Origin of the sequence: Ancylobacter dichloromethanicus, from assembly GCF_018390645.1 — a bacterium.
Taxonomy (GTDB): domain Bacteria; phylum Pseudomonadota; class Alphaproteobacteria; order Rhizobiales; family Xanthobacteraceae; genus Ancylobacter; species Ancylobacter dichloromethanicus.
In genome coordinates this window covers 92,425-116,123 of sequence record NZ_JAHBGC010000029.1, presented here as the reverse complement: position 1 = coordinate 116,123, position 23,699 = coordinate 92,425, and the positions used below count along the sequence as shown (strand labels likewise).

The 23,699-nt window shown below is 67.9% G+C and carries 20 protein-coding genes; 7 read left to right on the top strand and 13 right to left on the bottom strand.

The annotated features are described in order from the left end of the window. Positions 1-61: 61 nt before the first annotated feature. Positions 62-889 carry an oxidoreductase gene (locus tag KHC23_RS14945; RefSeq protein ID WP_213373457.1) on the top strand — a complete coding sequence of 276 codons (828 nt, stop codon included), beginning with the start codon at positions 62-64 and terminating at the stop codon, positions 887-889. A gap of 578 nt (positions 890-1,467) precedes the next feature. Here the strand turns inward: KHC23_RS14945 and KHC23_RS14940 are convergent. From KHC23_RS14940 to cyoA, 8 genes are all read right to left on the bottom strand, one after another. Then, positions 1,468-2,511: a carbon-nitrogen hydrolase family protein gene (locus KHC23_RS14940; protein ID WP_213373456.1), complete on the bottom strand. Its 1,044-nt coding sequence runs from the start codon at positions 2,509-2,511 to the stop codon at positions 1,468-1,470. Between the two features lie 34 nt (positions 2,512-2,545). Continuing rightward, on the bottom strand, positions 2,546-3,625 hold the full coding sequence (locus KHC23_RS14935; protein WP_246544630.1) for an enolase C-terminal domain-like protein: 1,080 nt from the start codon (positions 3,623-3,625) through the stop codon (positions 2,546-2,548). A 175-nt stretch (positions 3,626-3,800) separates the two neighbouring features. Continuing rightward, positions 3,801-4,694, bottom strand: coding sequence for a LysR family transcriptional regulator (locus KHC23_RS14930; protein ID WP_213373454.1), 894 nt, complete (start codon positions 4,692-4,694; stop codon positions 3,801-3,803). Positions 4,695-4,954: 260 nt separating this feature from the next. Further along, on the bottom strand, positions 4,955-5,686 hold the full coding sequence (locus tag KHC23_RS14925; RefSeq protein ID WP_213373453.1) for an SURF1 family protein: 732 nt from the start codon (positions 5,684-5,686) through the stop codon (positions 4,955-4,957). Between the two features lie 20 nt (positions 5,687-5,706). Then, positions 5,707-6,099, bottom strand: coding sequence for a cytochrome o ubiquinol oxidase subunit IV (cyoD, locus tag KHC23_RS14920; protein WP_213373452.1), 393 nt, complete (start codon positions 6,097-6,099; stop codon positions 5,707-5,709). Further along, positions 6,096-6,734 carry a cytochrome o ubiquinol oxidase subunit III gene (gene cyoC, locus KHC23_RS14915; protein WP_213373451.1) on the bottom strand — a complete coding sequence of 213 codons (639 nt, stop codon included), beginning with the start codon at positions 6,732-6,734 and terminating at the stop codon, positions 6,096-6,098. The genes cyoD and cyoC overlap by 4 nt, the downstream gene beginning before the upstream one ends. Continuing rightward, a complete protein-coding gene (cyoB, locus tag KHC23_RS14910) occupies positions 6,731-8,749 on the bottom strand; it encodes a cytochrome o ubiquinol oxidase subunit I (protein WP_213373450.1) in 2,019 nt (672 codons plus the stop codon). Before cyoB ends, cyoC begins: the two co-directional genes overlap by 4 nt. Before the next feature lie 8 nt (positions 8,750-8,757). After that, complete coding sequence (gene cyoA / locus KHC23_RS14905; protein ID WP_213373449.1) at positions 8,758-9,966, bottom strand: ubiquinol oxidase subunit II; 1,209 nt, start codon at positions 9,964-9,966, stop codon at positions 8,758-8,760. A 191-nt stretch (positions 9,967-10,157) separates the two neighbouring features. On the opposite strand from cyoA, the gene KHC23_RS14900 reads away from it, so the two are divergent. The 3 genes from KHC23_RS14900 (at position 10,158) to KHC23_RS14890 (ending at position 14,009) form a co-directional block, all read left to right on the top strand. Beyond that, entirely contained in the window at positions 10,158-11,477 is a 1,320-nt protein-coding gene (locus KHC23_RS14900) for an MFS transporter (RefSeq protein WP_213373448.1), read from the top strand. 596 nt (positions 11,478-12,073) lie between these two features. Then, positions 12,074-13,108: a YeiH family protein gene (locus tag KHC23_RS14895; RefSeq protein WP_213373447.1), complete on the top strand. Its 1,035-nt coding sequence runs from the start codon at positions 12,074-12,076 to the stop codon at positions 13,106-13,108. A gap of 19 nt (positions 13,109-13,127) precedes the next feature. After that, entirely contained in the window at positions 13,128-14,009 is an 882-nt protein-coding gene (locus tag KHC23_RS14890) for a LysR family transcriptional regulator (protein ID WP_213373446.1), read from the top strand. Between the two features lie 10 nt (positions 14,010-14,019). Here KHC23_RS14890 and KHC23_RS14885 read toward each other — a convergent pair whose 3' ends face one another. After that, a complete protein-coding gene (locus KHC23_RS14885) occupies positions 14,020-14,703 on the bottom strand; it encodes a YggS family pyridoxal phosphate-dependent enzyme (protein WP_213373445.1) in 684 nt (227 codons plus the stop codon). A 200-nt stretch (positions 14,704-14,903) separates the two neighbouring features. Between KHC23_RS14885 and leuS the strand changes: the two genes are divergently transcribed. From leuS to holA, 3 genes are read left to right on the top strand one after another with little or no spacing between them, the layout of a single operon-like run. Continuing rightward, positions 14,904-17,528 (top strand): leucine--tRNA ligase, encoded by a 2,625-nt coding sequence (leuS, locus tag KHC23_RS14880; protein WP_213373444.1) that lies wholly within the window; start codon positions 14,904-14,906, stop codon positions 17,526-17,528. A 13-nt stretch (positions 17,529-17,541) separates the two neighbouring features. Then, positions 17,542-18,078, top strand: coding sequence for an LPS assembly lipoprotein LptE (locus tag KHC23_RS14875; RefSeq protein WP_213373443.1), 537 nt, complete (start codon positions 17,542-17,544; stop codon positions 18,076-18,078). 9 nt (positions 18,079-18,087) lie between these two features. Beyond that, the gene (holA, locus tag KHC23_RS14870; protein ID WP_213373442.1) at positions 18,088-19,116 is read left to right on the top strand and encodes a DNA polymerase III subunit delta; all 1,029 of its coding nucleotides are present in this window, start codon (positions 18,088-18,090) and stop codon (positions 19,114-19,116) included. A gap of 19 nt (positions 19,117-19,135) precedes the next feature. Here holA and KHC23_RS14865 read toward each other — a convergent pair whose 3' ends face one another. From KHC23_RS14865 to mnmG, 4 genes are read right to left on the bottom strand one after another with little or no spacing between them, the layout of a single operon-like run. Beyond that, a complete protein-coding gene (locus tag KHC23_RS14865) occupies positions 19,136-20,047 on the bottom strand; it encodes a ParB/RepB/Spo0J family partition protein (RefSeq protein WP_213373441.1) in 912 nt (303 codons plus the stop codon). Between the two features lie 11 nt (positions 20,048-20,058). Beyond that, positions 20,059-20,922, bottom strand: a complete 864-nt coding sequence (locus KHC23_RS14860; protein ID WP_213373440.1) for a ParA family protein — start codon at positions 20,920-20,922, stop codon at positions 20,059-20,061. Beyond that, entirely contained in the window at positions 20,912-21,607 is a 696-nt protein-coding gene (gene rsmG, locus KHC23_RS14855; protein WP_213373439.1) for a 16S rRNA (guanine(527)-N(7))-methyltransferase RsmG, read from the bottom strand. Before rsmG ends, KHC23_RS14860 begins: the two co-directional genes overlap by 11 nt. A 47-nt stretch (positions 21,608-21,654) precedes the next feature. Further along, a complete protein-coding gene (gene mnmG, locus KHC23_RS14850) occupies positions 21,655-23,511 on the bottom strand; it encodes a tRNA uridine-5-carboxymethylaminomethyl(34) synthesis enzyme MnmG (protein WP_213373438.1) in 1,857 nt (618 codons plus the stop codon). Positions 23,512-23,699: the final 188 nt, after the last annotated feature.

Below are 23,699 nucleotides of genomic sequence, written 5' to 3'. Positions count from 1 at the left end.
CTGGAGAGCCGCCGTTCCGAAGATTATCCGTCATGGCACTCAGTAGCAACGAGGTGCAATCATGTCAGGGAAGACCTTCTTCATCACCGGCGCGAATTCGGGCTTCGGCTTCGCGATCGCCGCGGCCGCGATCCGCCGGGGCCACAAGGTCATCGGCACCGTTCGCTCGGAACAGTCACGGGCGAGCCTCGCGGCGCGTTTGCCGGCGGTGCAGTCCATCCTTTGCGACGTCACGGAGTTCGACCGGATCGCCGACGTGGTCCGGCAGGCAGAGGAGGACAACGGGCCGGTGGACGTGCTGGTCAACAATGCCGGCTACGGTCATGAGGGCATTCTGGAGGAGGCGCCACTCGAACAGATGCGGCGCCAGTTCGACGTGAACGTCTTCGGCGCGGTCGCGGTCGCCAAGGCCTTCCTGCCGCGATTCCGCGAAAGGCGCAGCGGGTTCATCGTCAACGTGACCTCGATGGGCGGCATGATCACCATGCCCGGCATCGCCTATTACTGCGGGAGTAAGTTCGCCCTCCAGGGCATCTCGGAAGTCATGCGTGCGGAGATGGCGCCGTTCGGCGTCCATGTGACGGCGCTGTGCCCCGGCTCATTCCGGACCGACTGGGCCGGACGTTCGATGATCAGGACCGAGCGCTCGATCGCGGACTACGACGCGCTGTTCGATCCGATCCGGCAGGCGCGGCAGGTCAAGAGCGGCAAGCAGCTTGGCGATCCCGACAAGCTTGCGACCGCCGTCCTGGACCTGATCGCGTCCGGCAACCCGCCGCCGCAGCTTCTGATGGGCAGTGATGCCCTCGGTCTCGTGTCGGACAGGATCGAACGCCTGAAGCATGAGATTGAGGCGTGGAAGGCCGTGACCGTCTCGACCGATGGTTGACCGCATGTCGTCTCTGTTCGATGGCCTTCGCGGGGAACGCCCTCTGCGGCCGAGCCGGTCTTCGGCCGGGCGTTTTCGCGCGTGCCCGGCAGGGCCGCCGCATCGGCGCGCGTGCCGAGGACCGTGTGGAAATTCCAACGGCCACGGCCGCCCCCATAGAGCTTCCCGAATGCGCGGCCCGCCCTCCGCTCGAACAATCGGAACGTGCAGGGTCGCATGTGCCCGCAAGGCATCGGCATCGCCGTCCTGCCGCAGGTGATCGGAAGTCAGATAGCGGGTCTCAGCGGCTGCGGGCCCTTATAACCACGATGACCGATCATATCGCGAACGCGCCCCCGCGGCTGGGAGTGCTGCCATAGGTGACGCCATCGAAACAGGGCGCGCGCCGCCGGGTGCCAATGGCGACCGGGATGGCCGCGCGGGCGCCAGCGTCGACGAAAGGGAGCCTTCGCCCCCTCGGCCTGACGGTTCGCGCTCCCGCTTCGGCCATGATCGCACCGAGGCACAGCAGCCGTTCTGGCCCTGTCCCGCCGGTGCGATCCGGCACACACGCCGCGCGCGGCCTCGCGGGGAGTGGTTCAGGTCGTGGGTTCCTCGAACTCGAATCCGGGCGAGACGAATTCGGCGGCGGACGGACTCTCGGCTGAGAATTCGACGAACTCCACCGGAACCAGCGCGCGACGGTTCACCTTGAGCTGGAACACGTCGAAGCGGTTGTAGTAGCCGACCACATCCTGGAACTGCTTCGGAACCACGCAGCGTGCGAGGTCGATCTCTCCATAGATGATGCCTTCCTCGTCCTTGAGGGTCTTGCCCATCGGTTGACCGTCCGGGCCGATGATCATCGATACGCTCTTGGACGCCTCCTCGAGCAACTGCCGCGCGCGGCTATTGTCGCGGCTGATGAGGTCAATGGCTTCGGGGGGCAGGAAGCCGGAAGCGACGATGTTGAACAGCTTGCCCTCGAAGGCGTGGGCGCCGGCGCGCAGCCGGATCGCCGCCTCGAGATCGTAGGCAGGCTCGCCGGGCGGATGAGTCGGCCAGCGCGGCGAGAACGAGGAGATGTGCACGTTCTCGCCCTGCGCGAGCAGGGTGAAACGGGCGAGGGCGTTGGTGTTCTCGCCGCAGACGAGGGCTCCTATGCGTCCGATGCGCGTCTCGGCGACACGCAGCCCGCTGCCGTCGCCATTCGACCAGGTGAGTTTCTCCCAATAGGTCGGCACCAGCTTGCGGTGGACATTGAGCAGCGCGCCGTCGTCACCGATCAGCACATTGGTATCGAAGACGCAGCCGTCGCTGATCGGCGTCGCCTCGTTGATGCCGATCGAGACGAAAACGCCGTGACGCCTGGCGGCGGAACGGATCCGCGCCATTTCCGGGCCGTTCACCCGCACCGAGGACCCGACGAGGGCGCGGAAGAAATCGTGCACGTCCACGGGCGCCCAGACCGCCGACCATACCGGGAAGGAGGCAATGAAGGCCTCGGGGAAGGCGATCAGCTCGGCGCCGTTGTTCGCCGCCTCCTCGATCCAGGCGCAGGCCTTTTCCACTGTGGCGTCGGCGTCGAAATAGACCGGGGCGGCATGGCAGGCCGCCGCCTTGAATCGCGGGTAGGTCTTCATGGGGATGTCCTCCGTTGGTTTCCCGGGGTCGGCGTCACGCGGCGTAGCGGGCGATGGCGTCTTCGTCCCAGTCGATTCCGAGGCCGGGCTCCTCGCCCGCGCGCACCGCGCCGTCGCGCGCGGTCAGGGCGGTGCGCAGCACCGGTCCGGCGAGATCGAAGAACTCGACGAATTGGGCGGTCGGCGTCACCGCCATGAGATGGGCGCTCGCCTCCTGGAAGAAGTGGTTGCTCACCGGCACCCGGGCGGCCTGGCAGATGGCGGCGGCGGCGAGCCAGCCGGTGACGCCGCCGACCTTGATGAGGTCCGGCATCATCAGGTCGGAAGCGCCGGCCGCGAGGCTCTCGGCGATCGCCGCCGGTCCCCACAGGTTTTCGCCGAGTTGCAGCGGCGTGCATGTCTCGGCCGCGATACGGGCATGGCCGGCCGTATCGTCGTAGCGGGTCGGCTCCTCGATCCAGGCGAGACCTTCCTGGTCCAGCGCGCGGCAGCGGGTCACCGCCTCCGGCACGCTCAGGCTCTGATTGTAGTCGACCAGCAGCACGGCATCGTCGCCGATGCCGCGCTTCACCTGCCGCACCACATTGAGGTCCTCGGCCAAGGTCGCATGTCCGATCTTGATCTTCACCGCGCCGAAGCCCTGTTGAACCGCCTCGGCGCAGAGGCGTGGAAGTACCTCCGCCCCCTCCATGCCGAAGCTGGCATAGGCGGGCAGGTCCACCGGCTCGCCGCCGAGCAGCCGCACCAGTGGCAGGCCGGCGATCCTGGCATGGGCGTCCCAGGCCGCAACGTCGAGAGCGGCGAGCGCCATGTCGAGCAGGCCCGGCGTGCCCGCGAGCACGAAACGCGCACGCAGAAACCGCGTGAGCACATAGGGTTGCACCGGCCTGCCCTCAAGCAGCCCCCCGGCGTCGGCGGTCAGACGGGCGAGCGCGCCGAGAAGCACCGGCGTGTAGGCGAAGGCGTAGGCGCGTCCGACCACCCCGGTCTCGGTTTCGAGGTCGACGAGAACCAGCGGCGCGCTCTCCATCACCCCGCTCGCCGTGCGCAACGGCCGCATGAGCGGCGCGATCACGGGACGGGCGGTGACACGGGTAATGCGCGCTGGCGACATCCGGAGACTCCAACCGAAGTTCAGGGGTGGGCGTGAGGGCATGGTGACAACGCGGCTATCCGGGCGGGCCTTCCCATGTGCCGGTGCCGGCGGAACGATCGAACATGGCGGGACTATTTCACCTGCCTGCCCTGCCGTGAATTGCAATTATAGAACGATATAATTATCCATCTGGCTAATTATTGGCACCCTTCAATTCGCGGCCGGCCGCCCGTAGCTGGGCTATCAGGGTCAGCGTCGCCGGCGCCGCCTCGCTCAGGCGGAAAGCGGCGGCGATCTCCGAAAGGATGGGCGGCCCGGTGAGGTCGCGAACAACGACATTCGGCAGATTGACCGCCCGGAAGAGCGACGCCGGGATGATGGCGGTGCCGCCGCCGAGCGAGACCAGTGTGACCACCGCGACGAGACTGCCCGGCCGCGGCCCCAGCTTCGGCTCGAACCCCCCTCTTCGCGCCATCTCCATCGTCCCCGCCTCCTGTTCCGGCAGAATGAAGGTCTCGCCGGAGAGATCGCGGGGCTGGATCCGTTCATGCGACGCCAGCGCATGTCCCGCGTGGAGGGCGACAACGAAAGGGTCGCGCAGGAGCGTCACCGACCGGATTCCGGGGGGATAGCCGATCGGCGGGCGCAGAAAAGCGATGTCGATCTGCCCCTCGTCCAGCATGGCCGGCAGACGCTCCATCACGATTTCCCGGCAGTTGACCTGCACATCGGGGCAGGCGGCGCGGTACGTTCTGATCTGTGTCTGGAGCACGTCGGCAAAGGCGGTGGAAGCGACGTAGCCAATCTCGATATGACCGAGTTCGCCGCGTCCCGCGCGCCGCGCCGCCTCTTCCGCGCGCTCCGCCTGGGCAACGACACGGCGGGCCTCGTCAAGAAAAATGGCGCCGGCCGCCGTCAACCGCACCATTCGCTTCGTGCGCTGAAAAAGCCGGACGCCCAGATCACGCTCGATCTCCTGGATCTGCTTCGTCATGGATGGCGGCGTGATCCCGAGGACCTCCGCCGCGCGACTGAAATGCAGAAGCTCGGCCACTGTGATGAAGTAGCGGAACTGACGGATATCCATGGCGGCCTCTGTTGATCGCGCTGCAATAAAGTCGCGCGGCTTCGACAATACACAACGGAGCGGGCGCTTCTCACGATGATCGCCCCCGGACGGGGGGCATGAGGCCGGACCACGCGCCTCGAGTGAACTGGGTCAGGGCGTCGAGATCCTCCTGGCTGAGTTCCAGGGCGGAGAAATCGCTCGGCGGATAGCGGCGCTCCGCATCCCGAGCGACGGAACGGCAGGCTTCCGTGCCTGCCGTTCCGTCGCTCGGATGAGGGTTAGGCGGCTTCGTCGCGGCCCGCGCGCCCGCGCCAGGTGAGGACGGCGGCGCCCACGCACATAGCGGCCAACGCGAACCAGGTCAGCGCGTAGACGAGGTGATTGTTGGAGAAATGCACCACCGTCAACCCGCCGACGGGCAGGCCACCCGGCACCGGCGCGGCCGCCGCGTCGACGAAATAGGGCGCGACGGCGGCCACCGGCTCCAGCCCGCGCGCCTGCGCGATGGCCGCCACATCGCGCGAGAACCAGCGCTCGTTCGCGGCATCGTTGCTGCGCAGGAAGCCGCCGCCGGGTTCGGTGAGACGCAAAAGGCCGACAAGGCGGGTTTCGCCCTCGATCCGTCCCGCCGCGCGGTCTTCCGGCGCACGCTTCTCCGGAGGCACGAAGCCGCGATTGACCAGGATGGTGACGCCGCGCGTCGTCTCGAAGGGGGTGAGAACCCAGAAGCCACCGCCCAGCTCGGTGACGGCCTGCACCAGCGTCTCGCGGTCGTTGAGGTAATGGCCTTCGAGCGCGACCCGCCGGTATTCGTCGGCAGGGCTGAAAGCCGCAGGGGCCGGGGCGTCGACCGGCGGCGCGTGGAGCCGGGCCTCGACCCGGGCGATGAGGTCGAGCTTCCAGGCCAGCCGCTTCACCTGCCAGACGCCGAGGCCGGCGAACAGCAGGGCGAAGAAGGCGCACAATGCGAGCAGGGCGAACCGCGCGCCCCGCTTCCGAGCCCCGGCCACGACGCCTTACCCGAGGCGGCTCACGGCATGCGCCTCATCTCGTGCATGCTGGGCATCATGTTGGTGTTGAGGTGGTACATCACCCACAGCGACCCCGACAGCGTGATCACCACCAGAATCAGGGTGAAGCCGAGCGCGAGCAGCGACCAGCCGCCCTCGGAGCGGAAACTCATGTGCAGGAAATAGATCATGTGCACCACGATCTGCACCATGGCGAAGCCCATGATGGCGAAGGCGGTGACCGTGGCACTGCCCAGTGCGCCGCTCATCACCAGCCAGAACGGAATGGCGGTGAGGATGACCGAGAGCACGAAGCCGGTGAGATAGCCCCCGAGCGAGCCATGCGCCTCGCCCGATTCATGCGCGCCATGGCCGTCCGGCCCGTGAGCGGCGGTGGTCTCGTGCGCGCTCATCGCAGCACTCCCATCAGGTAGACGAAGGTGAACACGCCGATCCAGACCACGTCGAGAAAGTGCCAGAACATGGACAGGCACATCAGCCGGCGCTTGTTGGCAACCACCAGCCCGCGCTGGACCACCTGCACCATTAGCGTCACCAGCCAGATGGTGCCGAAGGTGACGTGCAGCCCATGCGTGCCGACCAGGGCGAAGAAGGAAGAGAGAAAGGCGCTGCGCTGGGGCGTGGCGCCCTCGCTGATCAGGTGGTGGAACTCGTACAGCTCGATGCCGAGGAAGGCGAGGCCGAACAGGCCGGTGATGGCGAGCCAGGCCAGCGTCGCCCCCTTCTGGTCCTTCGCCATCGCCAGCATGGCGAAGCCGTAGGTGATGGAGGAGAACAGCAGCATCGAGGTGTTGAGCGCGACGAGGTTCAGGTCGAACAGCTCGCGCGGGCCGGGGCCGGCGGCATAGTTGGTGCCGAGCACGCCGTAGATCGCGAACAGCACCGCGAAGATGAGGCAGTCGCTCATCAGATAGATCCAGAAGCCCAGCGGCGTGCTGTGGCCTTCCGGGTGCGGGTGCTCATCGACCGCGTAGAAGACCGGCGCCTCGCCGGCAGCGGTCGCGGCAGTGGTCACAGCCGTGCTCATGCCGTCACCCGTGCGGTTTGCGCCAGCAGGGCGGTTCGCGCCTCCTCGGCGCGGGTGACCTCCGCAGCCGGAATGTCGAAATCCCTGTTGTAGTTGAAAGTATGGGCGATGACGGTGACGATCAGCGCCACGAAGGCCAGCGCGGCCAGCCACCAGATGTACCAGATGAGCGCGAAGCCGAGCACGAAGCTGAGCCCCGCCAGGATCGGCCCGGTGCCGGAATTCCTCGGCATGTGGATCGGCTTGAAGCCGGCCAGCGGGCGCGAATAGCCGCGCTGCTTCATGTCCCACCATGCATCGAGATCGTGCACCACCGGGGTGAAGGCGAAATTATAGGCCGGCGGCGGTGAGGAGGTCGCCCATTCCAGCGTGCGTGCGTTCCACGGGTCGCCCGTGGTGTCGCGCAGCCGCTCCCGCCGCGCGATGGAAACGGCGATCTGGATCAGGAAGCAGGCAATGCCGCAGGCGATAAGGAAGGCGCCGAAGGCGGCGATGATGAACCAGATGTGCAGCGAGGGGTCGTCGAACACGCGCAGCCGCCGGGTCACGCCCATTAGCCCCAGCACATAGAGCGGCATGAAGGCGAAGTAGAAGCCCGTCACCCAGAACCAGAACGACAGCTTGCCCCAGAACGGGTCGAGCGTGAATCCGAACGCCTTCGGCCACCAGAAGGCGATGCCGGCGAACAGACCGAACAGCACGCCGCCGATGATAACATTGTGGAAATGCGCCACCAGGAACAGCGAGTTGTGCAGCACGAAGTCGGCCGGCGGCACGGCGAGCAGCACGCCGGTCATGCCGCCGATCACGAAGGTCAGCATGAAGGCGATGGTGTACATCATCGGCAGCTCGAAGCGGATGCGGCCGCGATACATGGTGAACAGCCAGTTGAACATCTTCGCGCCCGTCGGGATCGAGATGATCATGGTGGTGATGCCGAAGAACGAGTTGACGCTGGCGCCCGAGCCCATGGTGAAGAAGTGGTGCAGCCACACCAGGTAGGACAGGATGGTGATGACGACGGTGGCGTAGACCATCGAGGTGTAGCCGAACAGCCTTTTGCCGGCGAAGGTCGAGGTGACCTCGGAAAAGATGCCGAAGGCCGGCAGGATGAGGATGTAGACCTCCGGGTGGCCCCAGATCCAGATCAGGTTCACGTACATCATCGGGTTGCCCCCGAAGTCGTTCGTGAAGAAGTTGAAGCCGAGATAGCGGTCGGCGGCGAGCAGGGCCAGCACCGCGGTCAGCACCGGGAAGGCGGCGACGATCAGCACGTTGGTGCACAGCGCGGTCCAGGTGAAGATCGGCATCTTCATCATCGTCATGCCGGGCGCGCGCATCTTCACGATGGTGCAGATGAGGTTGACCCCCGACAGCAAGGTGCCGACGCCGGCGATCTGCAGCGCCCATATATAGTAGTCGACGCCGACATAGGGGCTGTAGCCGATGCCCGAGAGCGGGGGATAGGCGAGCCAGCCGGTCTTGGCGAACTCGCCGACGAACAGCGAGCTCATCACCAGCACCGCGCCCGACACCGTCATCCAGAACGAGAAATTGTTGAGGAACGGAAAGGACACGTCGCGCGCGCCGATCTGCAGCGGCACCACGAAGTTCATCAGCCCGGTGACCATCGGCATGGCCACGAAAAAGATCATGATCACGCCATGGGCGGTGAAGATCTGGTCGTAATGGTGGGACGGCAGGTAGCCTTCCGAGCCGCCGAAGGCGAGGGCCTGCTGGGCGCGCATCATGATGGCATCGGCGAAGCCGCGCAGCAGCATGATGATGCCCAGCACCATGTACATGATGCCGATCTTCTTGTGGTCGACGCTGGTGAACCATTCGCGCCAGAGATAGCCCCACAGCCGGAAATAGGTGAGCGCGCCCAGCACCGCGAGGCCGCCAAGCGCGACGACGATGAAGGTCACGACCAGGATCGGCTCGTGATAGGGGATGGCCTCTAGGGTGAACCGACCCAGAAGGAAGCTGGGCTCGATGATCGGTGACTCGTTCATGGTGGCCGTCAGGAGTTGGAAGGCCGGCGCGGGCCCGCAAGGGCCCCGCTCGCCGGCAGGCTGATCGGGACAAGGGGCGAGGCGGAGGTCGGCAGCGTCAACGTCCGGAAAGGCAGGCCGGCGCCGCGCACCGGTTCGGCCGACCGCGCGCCCGCCGGCGCGCCGGCGGACAGCGTCAGCGCGGTGGACAGTTCCTCCGGCGTGCAGATGCCGACCACATAGCTCGGCGCACCGCCGAACACCGTGCCGCGGCGGGCGTGCTTGTCATAGGTCAGCGGCAGTACGTTGCCGACGCTTTCCAGCCCGAGCCCCCCCTTGGCGTCGATCGCCATCATGTCGCTCATGCACATCTTGCCAGGCTCGACGCACAGGTTGAGGATGGCGTCGAACAGCGTGGCGTCGACCGTGGAGTAGCGGCGCACCGGGACGTTCTCGCTGGGCCGTTCGAGGTCGAGATAGGCGGCACGGGTCAGCGGCGCGTCGCTCGCCTTGGCCTCGGCCACCCAGTTCTGGAAGTCGGCCTCCGGCAGGGCCCGGAAGCGGAAGTACATCTGCGAGAAGCCGGCACCGCTGTAGTTGGACGAGAAGCCGCGCGAATCGACCGGCGAGTTGGCGACGGCATGGAGTTCGGTCCGCATGCTCGGCATGGCGTAGATCATGCCTGCCAGCGTCGGCACGTAGAAGGCGTTCATCACCGAGGAGGCAGTGATGCGGAAGCGGAGCGGCCGCCCGACCGGCGCGGCCAGGTCGTTGACCGTGGCGATGCCCTGCTCGGGGTAGATGAACAGCCATTTCCAGTCGAGCGCCACGACCTCGACATCGAGCGGCGTGACGCCGTCAGGTACCGGCTCCTCGGCCGAGAGGCGATCGAGGGGGCGGTAGGGGTCGAGCAGATGCGTGCCCATCCAGGTGAGCGCGCCGAGGCAGATGATGATGAGGAGCGGCGCCGACCAGATGATGAGCTCCATCTGGGTCGAATGGCTCCACTCCGGATCGTAGGGGGCCGCCGTGTTGGACGCGCGATACTTCCAGGCGAAGAAGATGGTCAGCCCCATCACCGGCAGGATGATGAGCAGCATCAGGAGGGTCGACACCAGAAGGAGATCTCGCTGCTGCGCAGCAATGTCCCCCGTCGGGTCGAGCACGACGAAGTTGCAACCGCCAAGAGCCAGGGCCAGCGGCAGCCATGCGATGAGTTTAATGCGACGTAACGGCATGTACACTCGCGATGTCACGATCCAGGAGCCAATAGCTGCATCGCAGCAATTATAATATCAAGTGCAATCTGCGCGGTCGAAGTGTCGCATGCCGGCGAGTAGAGAACGATGATAGACGTGCCGTGCGAATTCGAAAGCCCAGATAACCCGCAAGATTAAAGTCTACATCTTTTCCAGCTTCGGTAAGGACTATGGCCACACCTGTCACCCAGATCGAGCAGGACGCCCGGGAAATCCACGCCCATCGCGGTGATGTCGACCCGGGCGAGATAGCTGTCGGTGTCGTCATCGGGCGCGCCTCGGAGTTTTTCGACTTCTTCGTCTACGCCATCGCCTCGGTGGTGGTGTTTCCGAAGCTGGTGTTCCCCTTCGTCGATCCGCTGACGGGTACGCTCTATTCCTTCGCGATCTTCGCGCTGGCGTTCATTGCGCGGCCCTTCGGCACCACGCTTTTCATGGCGATCGACCGCCATCACGGGCGCGGCGCCAAGCTGGCGGCGGCGCTGTTCCTGCTGGGAACCTCGACCGTCGCCATCGCCTTCCTGCCGTCCTACGACACCATCGGCGCGGCGGTGATCTGGCTGCTCGCGGTGTTCCGCATCGGCCAGGGCGTCGCCTGGGGCGGCACCTGGGACGGGCTGGCGCCGCTGCTCGCCATCAACGCGCCGGCGGGCCGGCGGGGCTGGTACGCCATGTTACCACAACTCGGCGCGCCGATCGGCCTCATCATCGCCAGCGCGCTGTTCGCCTTCTTCCTCGGCAACCTCTCGGCCGCCGATTTCTACGACTGGGGCTGGCGCTACCCGTTCTTCGTCGCCTTCGCCATCAATGTGGTGGCGCTGTTCGCCCGGCTGCGCATGGCGGTGACGCCGCAATATGCCAGGCTGTTCGAGAGCGGCGATCTCGAACCGCAGAAGGTGTCCGAGACGCTGCGGGTGGAGGGTCGGGGCATCCTGATCGGCGCCTTCGCGCCGCTGGCGACCTTCGCGCTGTTCCACATGGTCACGGTGTTCCCGCTCTCCTGGGTGTTCCTGTTCACCTCGGAGCGGCCGACCCGCTTCCTGCTGATCGAGGCACTGGCCGCCTTTTGCGGCCTCGCCGCCGTGCTGGTCTCCGGCACCATCGCCGACCGGGTGGGGCGGCGGGCGCTGCTCGGCGGTTCGGCGGTGGCGATCGCCGCGTTCAGCGGCTTCGCACCGCAACTGCTCGCCGGCGGCGTGGTCGGCGAGGCGCTGTTCATGGTGCTCGCCTTCACTTTGCTCGGCATCTCCTTCGGCCAGTCCTCCGGCGTCGTGGCCTCGCATTTCGCGCCGAAATACCGCTACACCGCCTCGGCGCTCACCAATGATCTGGCCTGGCTGTTCGGGGCCGGCTTCGCGCCGCTCGCGGCGCTGCTGCTCTCCAGCCATTTCGGCCTGCTCGCCTCGGGCGCCTATCTGCTCTCCGGCGCGATCTGCACGCTGGTGGCGCTGCGCTTCGACCGGCGGCTGGAACTCGCCACCGGCGGCTGATCCGCGGCCCCGGCGGCGGCGGGCACGGCCCGCTCATCACGCAGCCCTGTGAAGGGCGAGCGAGCGACCGCGAGGGCGCCGTCCCCGGCTCGGCGCCTCGCCTTTGGCTCGGAGCCGCTTCCCGGCCACAGGCCTCGCCACCGCCATCGCGGTGGCCAGATAGGCTGGCACCCGCCGGATCGTTCGGATTGCCGGCGGGCCATAGGTCGATGTCCTCCCCCTGACGAAAGCAGACCATGCCGGGGCGCCCGGTTCAACCCGCGGTGGAGAACGGGCGCCTCCTCCGCAGCCGTGTTCCGCCGGCGCCCGGCAAGGCCGCCCGGACCCACACAGGGGAAAGGCCATGAAACGTGACCGCCGCACGGGCCAAGACGCCGGCAGCTGACCCAGGACCGCCGTCGGCGCGGGCTGCGTCTCAGTGGGCATCCAGATTCAGTTCGCCGGCAAACCAGCGATGAAACCGGGCACGGGTCGTCAGACGGCACGAGTGGCGCGCGTATATTCGATTTTATCGAATTATTTGTACGATATAATGCGTTTGATTGAACGATCTCCGCCTGCGATCAGAATTCATTGCCGCAGAAGGGTCGACGCTCATGGTTGCACAATACGACATTGCCGACGGTCGGCCGGCGAAGGCCCGCAGCACCGCCCTCCTGCCGGGGCTGCTGCTGACGGCAGGCATCGCCGGCCTCGGCTTCGGCCTGCGCCAGTTGCCCATGGTCGGCGTGCTGAGCCCGATGATCCTCGCCATCATCATCGGGATCGGCTTCCACAACCTCATCGGCACGCCGGCGCGGGCCAAGCCGGGCGTCACCTTCGCCATGCGGCGCATCCTGCGCGCGGCCATCGTGCTGCTGGGGCTGCAGCTCACCGCGGCGCAGGTGGCCGAAGTCGGCGCGACCGGGCTGGCGGTGATCGCCCTCACCCTGGTCTCCACCTTCCTGTTCACCACCTGGCTCGGCCGGCTGATCGGGGTCGAGCGCGGCCTCGCCCAGCTCATCGCCGCCGGCACCTCGATCTGCGGCGCCTCGGCGGTGATCGCCGCCAATACGGTGACCCGCGCGCATGACGAGGACGTCGCCTATGCCGTGGCCTGCGTCACGGTGTTCGGCTCGGTGGCGATGTTCCTCTACCCGCTGCTGCCGGCGGCGCTGGACCTTTCGCCGCACGCCTACGGGCTGTGGGCCGGCGCCTCGATCCACGAGATCGCCCAGGTGGTCGCGGCCGCCTATCAGGATGGGCCGGCGGCGGGCGAGTTCGGCACCATCGCCAAGCTCTCCCGCGTCATGCTGCTGGCGCCGATGGTGATCGCGCTCGGCCTCGTCGCCGCCCGCCGTGCCGCCGGGCATGGCCATGGCGCCGGCCACGCCCGGCCGCCCATGCCGTGGTTCGTGCTCGGCTTCCTCGCCATGGTGGGGCTGAACAGCCTCGTCACCCTGCCGGCGGAAATGAAGGCGGCGCTGGTGCTGCTCACCACCTTCATGCTCTCCATGGCGCTGGCGGCGATGGGGCTGGAAACCGACATCGCCAAGCTGCGCGCCAAGGGGGTGCGGCCGTTCCTCCTGGGCTTCGCCGCCTTCGCTTTCATCGCCCTGTTCAGCCTCGCTCTGGTAATGATGACCACCTGAGCGAGGCCGAGGACGGCGGATGACCCTGGAACAGCTGCGTATCTTCGTTGCCGTGGCCGAGCGCGAGCACGTCACGCAGGCCGCCCGGGACATTCACCTGACGCCCTCGGCCACCAGCGCCGCCATCGCCGCGCTGGAGGCGCGCCACGCCACCCGCCTGTTCGACCGGGTCGGCCGCGGCATCGTGCTCACCGAGGCCGGACGGCTGTTCCTGCCCGAGGCGCGCGCCGTGCTCGCCCGCGCCTGCGCCGCCGAGAAGGTGCTGGCCGACCTCGCCGGGCTGGTCCATGGCTCACTGGCGCTGGCGGGAAGCCAGACGGTGGCCAATTACTGGCTGCCGCCGCTGATCGAGCGCTATCGCGGCCGCTATCCCGGCGTTTCGGTGAGTCTCGCCATCGGCAACACCGATTTCGTCGCCTCGCGGGTGCAGGAGGGTTCCGCCGATCTCGGCTTCATCGAGGGCGACATCGACGCGCCGGTGCTGGCGGCGACGCCGATCGCCGCCGACGAGATGGTGCTGGTGGCGCCGGTGACGCATCGCTGGCACTGGCGCCCCCCTGCCGGGCCCGCCGAGCTGGCGGAAGGCCCGTGGGTGCTGCGCGAGCCCGGATCTGGCACCCGCGCCATCTTCGAATCCTATCTCCAGGGGGCGGGCGTCGCGCCCGCCGCGCTGCGCACCGTGCTGGAATATCCCTCCAACGAGGCGGTGCGGGCAGCGGTGGAAGCGGGCAGCGGCGTCACGGTGATTTCCCGGCGGGTGGTGGAAGGCGCGCTGCGCGCCGGCACCATGTCGCTGATCGACTATCCCCTGCCCTCGCGCCAGTTCCTGTCGCTGCGTCACCGCGAACGCTATTCCACCAAGGCGGCACAGGCCTTTCTCGACCTCGCGGGGGCGTCCTGAACCCAGCGCCCTACCGGCCGCCGAAAATGGCGCTGCCGACGCGCACATACGTCGCCCCGAGCGCGATGGCGGCCTCATAGTCGCCGCTCATTCCCATGGAGAGCGTCTCCAGCCCATTGCGCCGGGCGATCTTGGCGAGCAGGGCAAAATGCGGCGCGGCCGGCTCGTCGGCCGGGGGGATGCACATCAGCCCCTCGATCGCCAGCCCGTGGGTGTCGCGGCATTCGGCGAGAAACCCGTCGACCTCGTGCGGGGCGACACCGGCCTTCTGCGGTTCCTCGCCGGTATTGACCTGCACCAGCAGGCGCGGCGGTGGACCGGAATCCGCCCGTCGCAGCTCCCTGGCCAGCGCCAGCGCCAGCGAGGGGCGGTCCAGCGTGTGGATCACGTCGAACAGGGTCAGCGCCTCGCGCACCTTGTTGGACTGCAGCGGGCCGATCAGATGGAGTTCAAGAGCGGGATGGGTCGCGCGCAGCGACGGCCATTTGGCTTTCGATTCCTGCACCCGGTTCTCGCCGAACAGGCGCTGCCCGGCGGCGATGGCGGGGGCGATCTCCTCCGGCCCGAACGTCTTGGAGACCGCGATCAACCGGACCGAGGCCGGGTCGCGATCGGCATCGCGGCACGCCTGGGCGATCCGCTCGCGCACCTGCGCCAGGCGCGTAGTCACATTTTCGGCCCGATCCCGCTCCATCGTCCCCGCTCCTCCTGATCCCGCCGACCAGATACGCCAATCGCGGCCGCGCGGAAACGATGCCGCGCCTGAAAAACGCCGCCACCCGCCGCAGCGCAGCGAAAGGTTGACCGGGAACGCGACTTGGTGCCTAGTCCGGCGCCATTACGTGAACCTTTGCGGCCTCCCTTTCGAACGTCCGCCGATCCAAGAAGCTGTCCATGAGCACCGAGCGCTACAACGCCCGCGAGGCCGAGCCCCGCTGGCAGAAAATCTGGGACGAACGCGGCATATACCGCACCCGCAACGACGATCCGCGTCCCAAATACTATGTGCTCGAGATGTTCCCCTACCCGTCCGGGCGCATCCATATCGGCCATGGCCGCAATTACGTGATGGGCGACGTGGTGGCGCGCTTCAAGCGCATGAAGGGCTTCAACGTCCTGCACCCGATGGGCTGGGACGCGTTCGGCCTGCCGGCGGAAAACGCCGCCATCGAGCGCAGGACCCATCCCGGCAAGTGGACCTACGAGAACATCGCCACCATGCGCGAGCAGCTCAAGCTGCTCGGCCTGTCGCTCGACTGGTCGCGCGAGATCGCCACCTGCGATCCCTCCTATTATGGCGAGCAGCAGCGCATCTTCCTCGAATTCCTCAAGGGCGGCTTCGCCTATCGGCGCGAGAGCGAGGTCAATTGGGACCCGGTCGACAACACCGTGCTCGCCAATGAGCAGGTGATCGACGGGCGCGGCTGGCGCTCCGGCGCACTGGTGGAACGGCGCAAGCTGGCGCAGTGGTTCTTCCGCATCTCCGACGCCTCCGAGGAACTGCTGGCCGGCCTCGACACGCTGGAGCGCTGGCCCGACAAAGTGCGGCTGATGCAGCGCAACTGGATCGGCCGTTCCGAAGGGCTGCATGTGCGCTTCGTGCTCGACCATACCCCGGCCGAGGGCCTGCCCGAAGCGCTGCCGGCCGAGATCAAGGTCTACACCACCCGGCCAGACACGCTGTTCGGCGCCTCCTTCCTCGCCCTCTCGCCCAGCCATCCGCTGACCGAGCAGCTCGCGGCGACGAATCCGGCGCTGGCGACCTTTGTCGAGGAATGCCGGCGCGGCGGCACTTCCACCGCCGAGATCGAGACCCAGGAAAAGATGGGCTACGACACCGGCCTCAAGGTCCGCCACCCGCTGGACGGGCCGGACCTGCCGGTCTATGTGGCCAATTTCGTGCTGATGGAATACGGCACCGGCGCCATTTTCGGCTGCCCGGCGCATGACCAACGCGATTTCGACTTCGCCACCAAATACGACCTGCCCATCACCCCCGTGGTGCTGCCTCCCGATGTCGACCCCGCCAGCTTCTCGGTGGCCGACGGCCCCTATGAGGGCGAGGGCACGCTGTTCAACTCCCGCCTGCTCGACGGCCTCACCGTCCCGGCGGCGAAGGAGAAGGTGGCGCTGGCGCTGGAGAACCAGATTCTCGGCAACGCGCCGGTCGGCGAGCGGGCGGTGAACTACCGGCTGCGCGACTGGGGCATCTCGCGCCAGCGCTACTGGGGCTGCCCGATCCCGATCATCCATTGCGACACCTGCGGCCCGGTCCCGGTTCCCGAGGACCAGCTCCCCGTGCGGCTGCCGGACGATGTGAGCTTCGACCAGCCGGGCAACCCGCTGGACCGCCACCCGAGCTGGAAGCATGTGAACTGCCCGCAATGCGGGGCGGGCGCCCGGCGCGAGACCGACACCATGGACACCTTCGTGGATTCGTCCTGGTACTTCGCCCGCTTCGCCTCCGAGCCAGGCAGCGACCCGTTGCAGAAGCAGGCCGCCGACCAGTGGCTGCCGGTCGACCAGTATATCGGCGGCGTCGAGCACGCGATCCTGCACCTGCTCTATTCCCGCTTCTTCATCCGCACGCTGAACAAGCTCGGCCGCGTGTCGCTGAAGGAGCCCTTTGCCGGGCTGTTCACGCAGGGGATGATCGTCCACGAGACCTACAAGGACACGGAAGGCCGCTGGCTGTTCCCCGAGGAAGTCGAGCGCGACGGCGAGGGCCGGCCGGTGAAGGTAGGAACGGGCGAGCCCGTCACCATCGGCCTGCCGGAGAAGATGTCGAAGTCGAAGAAGAACGTGGTGCCGCCGGAGATCGTCGCCGACACCTATGGCGTCGACTGCGCGCGCTGGTTCATGCTCGCCGACACTCCGCCCGAGCGCGACAGCGAGTGGACCAGCGCCGGCATCGAAGGCGCCTGGCGCTTCGTCCAGCGCATCTGGCGCCTGGTCGGCGACGCCGTGGTGCTGGCGCCGGACGAAATCGACCGCCCGGTTGATTTCGGAGCCGAATCGTTGGCCCTGCGGCGGTCTGCGCACAAGCTGGCGGCGCAGGTCGCGGAGGATGTCGAGCGGCTGCGCTTCAATGTCGCCGTCGCCCGCGTGCATGCCTTCGCCAATGTGTTCAACGACGCGCTCGCCGCCGCCCGCAAGGGGGACGTGACACCCGATCTGGCCTTCGCGTTGCGCGAGGCGGCGACCTTCCTGGTCGGCGTCGTGGCGCCTATGGTGCCGCATCTGGCGGAAGAATGCTGGCAGGTGCTGGGCCGCGCCGGATTGATCGCCGAAGCCGCTTGGCCGGCAGTCGACCCCGACCTGCTGGCCGAGGACAGCGTGACCCTGCCGATCCAGATCAATGGCAAGCGTCGCGGCGAGATCGTGGTGGCCAGGGATGCCAGCCCCGCCGAGGTCGAGAAGGCCGTGCTCGCGCTCGACCTCATCGCCCAGGCCCTCGACGGGCGCGCCCCGAAGCGTATCATTGTGGTGCCGCAGAGAATTGTGAATGTCGTCGCCTGACCGGAGGAACCCGATGCCCCCACGCCGCCGCTTCCTCGGTCTTGCCGGGGCGGGACTGCTCGCGCTGTCCGCCGCCGGCTGTTTCCAGCCCATGTATGCCGAGACCAGGCCCGGCGAAGGGCCCTCGCTGCAGGACAGTTTGAGCCAGGTCGAGGTGGTCTTCTCCGACGGTCGGGTCGGCAACGAGGTGCGCAACGATCTGATCTTCGCCCTCACCGGCGGCGCCGGCAATCCCGCGGGCGCGCCCTATACCCTGCTGCTCAAGGTGAAGAGCACGACCTCGGAGGCCTCGGTGGTCAGCCCGCTGACCGGCCTGCCGGAGGTCGAGATCGTCTCCGTCGATGTCGAATGGCAGCTCTTCGAGGCCGGGGCCAAGACCCCGCAGAAGACCGGCCGGGCGACGGGCCGCGCCTCGCTGGACAGCGGCTATCAGCGCTTTGCCCGCGCCCGGGCGATCCGCGATGCCGAGAACCGGGCGGCCTCCGTCACCGCCGAGACGATCAAGAGCCAGCTCGCCTCCTATTTCCTGACCCACGCCCCCAAGAGCTGAGGCGGGCCCATGGTTGCGGTCCGGCCCGGCGACGTCGAGGCGACGCTGAGCCGCCTCGATCCCCTGCGCCCCGTGCTGCTGCTGTTCGGCCCGGATAGCGGGCTGGTCCGCGAGCGCGCCCGCGCCTATCTCGCCCGCGCGGCGGAGGGATCGGACGATCCGTTCGGCCTCGTCCGGCTCGACGGCGACGAGATTTCCGGCGATCCGGGCCGGCTCATCGACGAAGCCGGCACGGTCGCGCTGTTCGGCGGCCGCCGCGTCGTCTCGCTGCGGGTGGGCGCGCGCAATGTGATGCCGGCGGTCGAGGCGCTGCTGGCCGCGCCCCCCGCGCAGGCCATCATCGTCATCGAGGCCGGCGACCTCAAGCGTGGCGTCGGCCTGCGCGCGCTGTGCGAATCTTCGCCGCACGCCCTGGCCATCGCCTGCTACGCCGACACCGAGCGCGACATCGCCCGCCTCATCGACACCATGACCGCGGAGGCGGGCATCGCCATCGACCGCGACGCCCGCGCCGAACTGGCCGACCTGCTTGGCGGCGACCGCATGGCCTCGCGCGGCGAGATCGCCAAGCTGCTGCTCTATGCTGCCGGCGAACCGCGCATCACCGGCGCGCATGTGCGCGCCATTGTCGGCGACGCCTCCGGGCTGGCGCTCGACGAGATCGCCGACGCCACCTTCGCCGGCCAGCCGGCGGAGATGGCGGTCGCCTTCGCCAAGGCGACGGGCGAGGGCATGCGGGCGGACATCGTGCTGAGCGCCGTGTGCCGCACCGCCCAGACGCTGCACCAGATGCGGCTCGGCGTGGAAGCCGGGGGCAGTGTCGAGCGAGCAGTGGAGGGCGCGCGGCCGGCTATCCATTTCCGGCGCAAGCCGCTGATCGAGAAGGCTCTTCGCAACTGGTCAGTGGCGCGGCTGGAAACTGCCCTGTTCGCCCTCGACGATGCGCTGCTGGCCGCAAGGCGCAACGCGACGCTGGGCCCCGCCATTGCCGAGCGCGCCCTGCTGCAGGTCGCCGGACAGGCCCGACGCGGCGGCTGACCTTACCGAGGAGCCCGCCTCAGGAGCCGGCGAGACGCCGGCAGACCTCGTCGAGCTGGTCGAGCGAGGAATAGCGGATGCGGATCTCGCCCGCCTCACCGTCATGCTTCAGCGTCACGTTCAACCCCAGCTCGTCCGACAGCCGGCGCTGCAGCGCCGCCGTGTCGGCGTCGAGCGCGGGGTGCGTCTTGGCCTTCTTCGGCGGCTTGCCGGCAGCCTCAGCCTTGGCGACGTTGAGCTCCTGCGCCAGCGCCTCGATGGCGCGCACATTCATGCCTTGGGCGACGATGGCCTGGGCCAGCGCCTCGGGATCGTCCTGTGTCAGCAGCGCGCGCGCATGGCCGGCGGAGAGCCGGCCGTCGGCGAGGAACTGCTTCACCGTCTCCGGCAGGCGCAGCAGCCGCATCGTATTGGCGACATGGCTGCGGCTCTTGCCGATGACCCGGGCCAGGTCGTTCTGCGAATAGCCGAACTGCTCCGCCAACGACTGATAGCCGGCCGCCTCCTCCAGCGGATTCAGATCGGCCCGCTGGACGTTCTCGATGATGGCGATTTCCAGCGCCTCGCGGTCGTCGACCTCGACGACGACCACCGGCACCTCGTGAATGCCGGCCCGCTGGGCGGCACGCCAGCGGCGCTCGCCGGCGACGATCTCGTAGGAATCGCGCTCGCCGCCCTGCTGGCGCACCACGATCGGCTGGATGATGCCGCGCTCATGGATGGAAGCGGCCAGATCCTCCAGATCGCCTTCGGCGAAGGACCGCCGCGGGTTGCGCGGATTGGGCCGCAGGAAGGCCAGCGGCACCTTGCGCGCGCCGCCGCCGATGCGGCCACGGTCATTGGCGGCACCGCTGTCGTCGCCCATATCGCCGATCAGCGCCGCAAGCCCGCGCCCGAGCCGCGAGCGCCCGCCGTCTTCCGCCATCGCCATCGCCCCCTCCCCTATGCCGCAGCGACCCGCAGGGACCGCTCACGCTGGATTATTTCGGATGCGAGACGAAGATAGGCCTGCGATCCGACGCATTTGAGATCGTAGAGCAGCACCGGCTTGCCATAGGACGGCGCCTCGGACACCCGCACATTGCGCGGTATGATGGTCTCATAGACCTTCTCGCCCATGAAGCGACGTACATCGTCCACCACCTGGCCGGAGAGATTGTTGCGGGCATCGAACATGGTGAGGACGATGCCGTGAATGGTAAGCTGCGGGTTGAGCGTGGTGCGCACCTGCTCCACCGTCTTCAGCAATTGCGACAGGCCTTCAAGGGCGAAGAACTCGCACTGGAGCGGCACCAATATGGCGTTGGACGCCGCCATGGCGTTGACGGTGATGAGGTTCAGCGAGGGGGGGCAGTCCACCAGCACATAGGTGTAGTCGATTTCGTTTCGGCTACGTTCGAAATGCTCGGCCGGCGCGTTGAGCCGGCGTATGGCATCGCGCAGGCGGTAGGCGCGGTCGCGCTGGCTGGCAAGCTCGAGCTCCAGCCCGGACAGATCCATGGTCGACGGCGCGATATGCAGCCGCGGCACGGCGGTCTCCAGTATCGCCGAACGAAGCTCGGTCTCGCCGGTGAGCACGTCATAGGTCGACACCCGGCGGCTGCGCCGGTCGATGCCCAGCCCGGTCGAGGCATTGCCCTGCGGGTCGAGGTCGATGATCAGCACCGTCTCGCCGATAGCGGCCAGCGCGGTACCGAGATTGATCGCCGTCGTCGTCTTGCCGACGCCGCCCTTCTGGTTGGCGAGTGCCAGGACGCGCGGTGTCGGCCGTGGCGCGGCCGGAGCGAGCGAAGCCTCATCCGTCATGATGTCCACCCTGCGAAAATTCCCTGCCGCCCGAGGATGCGGCCCCCAGCCTCTCGGCCGCCCGAACGATCAGGACATGGCCGCCGCCATCCGTCAGGCTGGCCTTGATCTCAGCATCGATTCTCCAAGATTTAGATGCCTGGGTCAATTCGTTATCAACATCTTGTCCCTTCAGGAACAGCCCCGTCGCCCCCGCTGCAAGGAAGGGAACGGCCAGCTCAAGCAGCCTGGGCAATGGTGCAAGCGCCCGGGCCGAAACCACCTCGACGCCGGCGGCGATCGCGCCGGAAACCTGCTCGATTCGCGCCGGCAGCACCGTGACCGGCAGATCCGCCAGTCGTGCCGCCTCGCGCAGGAACGCCGCCTTGCGGCTGTCGCTCTCCACCAGGGTCACGTCGGCGTCCCCTCGCTCCGCCAATGCGGCGGCCACGACCAGGCCGGGAAAGCCCCCGCCCGAGCCGAGATCGACCCAGCGCCGCGCCGCGCCGGCCAGCGGCAGGAGCTGAAGCGAATCGGCGACGTGCCGGGTCCACACCTGCGGCAGCGTGGCCGGCGCCACAAGGTTGATGGTGCGCTGCCACTTTTCCAGCAATGCGACGATGATATCGAGCCGCCCCTCTGTTTCACGTGAAACAGGGGTGAGGCTCAGGGCGCGGACGCGGTCAGGCGAATCAGCGTGGGACATGAGCCATTATAGCGCGGCACGGGCGCCGCAGCGCCGGGACCCGCGCGTCAGTTCGCACGCCGGCCATGCGCCGCCAGCAGGGCCAGCGCTGCCGGCGTCATGCCGTCGATGCGGCCGGCTTGGCCAATGGTACGGGGCCGAATCGATTCCAGCTTGGCCTTGATCTCGTTGGAGAGGCCCGCCAGCGCGCGATAGTCCATCTCGGCAAGTTCGGCCGCCTCGTCGCGCCGGAACGAGGCGATATCCGCTTCCTGGCGATGCAGGTAGACGGCGTATTTGGCGTCGATCTCCACCTGCTCGCCAATGCCCGTGTCCTCGGCCGAGGCCTCGGGCCAGATGCGGCAGACATCCGCCCAGCCGACATGAGGGTAGGACAGCAGGTCGAATGCCGTGCGCCGCTGTCCGTCCCGGTTCAACGTCAGGCCATGGCGGTCCCCCTCACCCGGGGTGAGCGAGACCGACCGGCTCCAGGCCGCCACCCGCTCCAGCGCCACACGCTTGTGTCCGAACCGGCCGCGCCGCTCCGCGCCGACCAGCCCGAGCGCGTCGCCGGCCTCGGTGAGGCGCTGGTCGGCGTTGTCCGCCCGCAGCGACAGCCGATACTCCGCCCGCGAGGTGAACATCCGGTAGGGCTCGCTCACCCCTCGGGTGACCAGGTCGTCGATCATCACCCCGATATAGGCCCGCGCGCGGTCGAAGGTCGCGCCGTCCTGTCCGCCGGCGCGGCGCGCGGCATTGAGGCCGGCGACCAGCCCTTGCGCGGCCGCCTCCTCATAGCCGGTCGTGCCATTGATCTGACCGGCGAGGAAAAGGCCCCGCGCCTTGCGCACCTCAAGCGTCGGCTCCAGCTCGCGCGGATCGACATGGTCATATTCGATCGCGTAGCCCGGTCGCAGCAGGGCCACCCGCTCAAGCCCGGGGATGGTGGCCAGCAAGGCGCGCTGGACGTCCTCCGGCAGCGAAGTGGAGATGCCATTGGGATAGACCGTCGGGTCGTCGAGCCCCTCCGGCTCCAGGAATATCTGGTGCCCCTCCCGCTCGCCGAAGCGGACAATCTTGTCCTCGATGGACGGGCAATAGCGCGGACCGACGCTATGGATATTGCCGGAATACATGGCCGAGCGCGCGATGTTGGCGCGGATCACGGCGTGGGTTTCCGGCGTGGTGCGGGTGATGCCGCACTTGACCTGCGGGTTGGTGATGACCCCGGTCAGGGTCGAAAATGGCTCCGGGGGCGAATCGCCGTCCTGCATCTCCAGTCCCGCCCAGTCGATGGTGCGGCCGTCGAGGCGCGGCGGCGTGCCGGTCTTGAGCCGGCCCAGGGCCAGACCCAGCGCCGCCAGAGAACCCGACAGGCCGCGCGCCGGTGCCTCGCCCATGCGTCCCGCCGGAATCTGCTGGTCGCCAATATGGATCAGACCGTTCAGAAAAGTGCCGGTGGTGACGACGACGGCGCCGGCCCGCAGCGTCCGCCCATCGGCGAGCACGAGCCCGGCCACGCGGCCATCGGTGATGACGAGATGGTCCGCCTCGCCTTCGACCACGAATAGGTTCGGCTGCGAATCGATCGCCTGCCGCACCGCTCGGGCGTAAAGCTTGCGGTCGGCCTGCGCCCGCGGTCCGCGCACCGCCGGACCCTTGCGCCGGTTGAGCACGCGAAACTGGATGCCACCCTGGTCGGCGACGCGGCCCATCAGCCCGTCCAGCGCGTCGATCTCCCGAACGAGGTGTCCCTTGCCGAGGCCACCTATCGCCGGATTGCACGACATGGTGCCGATGGTGGCGTGGCTGTGAGTCACCAGCGCGGTGCGCGCGCCAAGCCGCGCGGCGGCGGCGGCGGCCTCGGTGCCGGCATGACCGCCGCCGATGACGACGACGTCGAAGGAAGTTGGATGGTGGTTCATCGGTCTCGAGAAGGTTCGGGCGCACCGGGCCAAGCGCGCGGCAGACGGGATCGGCTGACGTGGATCAGCCAGCGATTTGGCCCGCCGTCAAGCCGGCCCGGGTCGACCTCCGCCGGTGGAAACGGCCCATGCCTGATTCACGTGAAACATTTCGTTTACGAATCGGCCCTTGGCCGACCGGTGTTTCA

Excerpts from the sequence above, each read along its gene's own strand:
- KHC23_RS14935 (WP_246544630.1), bottom strand. The coding sequence starts at position 3,625 with ATGTCGCCAGCGCGCATTACCCGTGTCACCGCCCGTCCCGTGATCGCG.
- KHC23_RS14860 (WP_213373440.1), bottom strand. The coding sequence starts at position 20,922 with ATGACGGATGAGGCTTCGCTCGCTCCGGCCGCGCCACGGCCGACACCG.
- KHC23_RS14940 (WP_213373456.1), bottom strand. The coding sequence starts at position 2,511 with ATGAAGACCTACCCGCGATTCAAGGCGGCGGCCTGCCATGCCGCCCCG.
- mnmG (WP_213373438.1), bottom strand. The coding sequence starts at position 23,511 with ATGAACCACCATCCAACTTCCTTCGACGTCGTCGTCATCGGCGGCGGT.
- KHC23_RS14865 (WP_213373441.1), bottom strand. The coding sequence starts at position 20,047 with ATGGCGATGGCGGAAGACGGCGGGCGCTCGCGGCTCGGGCGCGGGCTT.
- cyoC (WP_213373451.1), bottom strand. The coding sequence starts at position 6,734 with ATGAGCACGGCTGTGACCACTGCCGCGACCGCTGCCGGCGAGGCGCCG.
- KHC23_RS14930 (WP_213373454.1), bottom strand. The coding sequence starts at position 4,694 with ATGGATATCCGTCAGTTCCGCTACTTCATCACAGTGGCCGAGCTTCTG.
- KHC23_RS14890 (WP_213373446.1), top strand. The coding sequence starts at position 13,128 with ATGACCCTGGAACAGCTGCGTATCTTCGTTGCCGTGGCCGAGCGCGAG.
- KHC23_RS14875 (WP_213373443.1), top strand. The coding sequence starts at position 17,542 with ATGCCCCCACGCCGCCGCTTCCTCGGTCTTGCCGGGGCGGGACTGCTC.
- KHC23_RS14900 (WP_213373448.1), top strand. The coding sequence starts at position 10,158 with ATGGCCACACCTGTCACCCAGATCGAGCAGGACGCCCGGGAAATCCAC.
- leuS (WP_213373444.1), top strand. The coding sequence starts at position 14,904 with ATGAGCACCGAGCGCTACAACGCCCGCGAGGCCGAGCCCCGCTGGCAG.
- rsmG (WP_213373439.1), bottom strand. The coding sequence starts at position 21,607 with ATGTCCCACGCTGATTCGCCTGACCGCGTCCGCGCCCTGAGCCTCACC.
- KHC23_RS14885 (WP_213373445.1), bottom strand. The coding sequence starts at position 14,703 with ATGGAGCGGGATCGGGCCGAAAATGTGACTACGCGCCTGGCGCAGGTG.
- cyoD (WP_213373452.1), bottom strand. The coding sequence starts at position 6,099 with ATGAGCGCGCACGAGACCACCGCCGCTCACGGGCCGGACGGCCATGGC.
- KHC23_RS14945 (WP_213373457.1), top strand. The coding sequence starts at position 62 with ATGTCAGGGAAGACCTTCTTCATCACCGGCGCGAATTCGGGCTTCGGC.
- holA (WP_213373442.1), top strand. The coding sequence starts at position 18,088 with ATGGTTGCGGTCCGGCCCGGCGACGTCGAGGCGACGCTGAGCCGCCTC.
- cyoA (WP_213373449.1), bottom strand. The coding sequence starts at position 9,966 with ATGCCGTTACGTCGCATTAAACTCATCGCATGGCTGCCGCTGGCCCTG.
- cyoB (WP_213373450.1), bottom strand. The coding sequence starts at position 8,749 with ATGAACGAGTCACCGATCATCGAGCCCAGCTTCCTTCTGGGTCGGTTC.
- KHC23_RS14895 (WP_213373447.1), top strand. The coding sequence starts at position 12,074 with ATGGTTGCACAATACGACATTGCCGACGGTCGGCCGGCGAAGGCCCGC.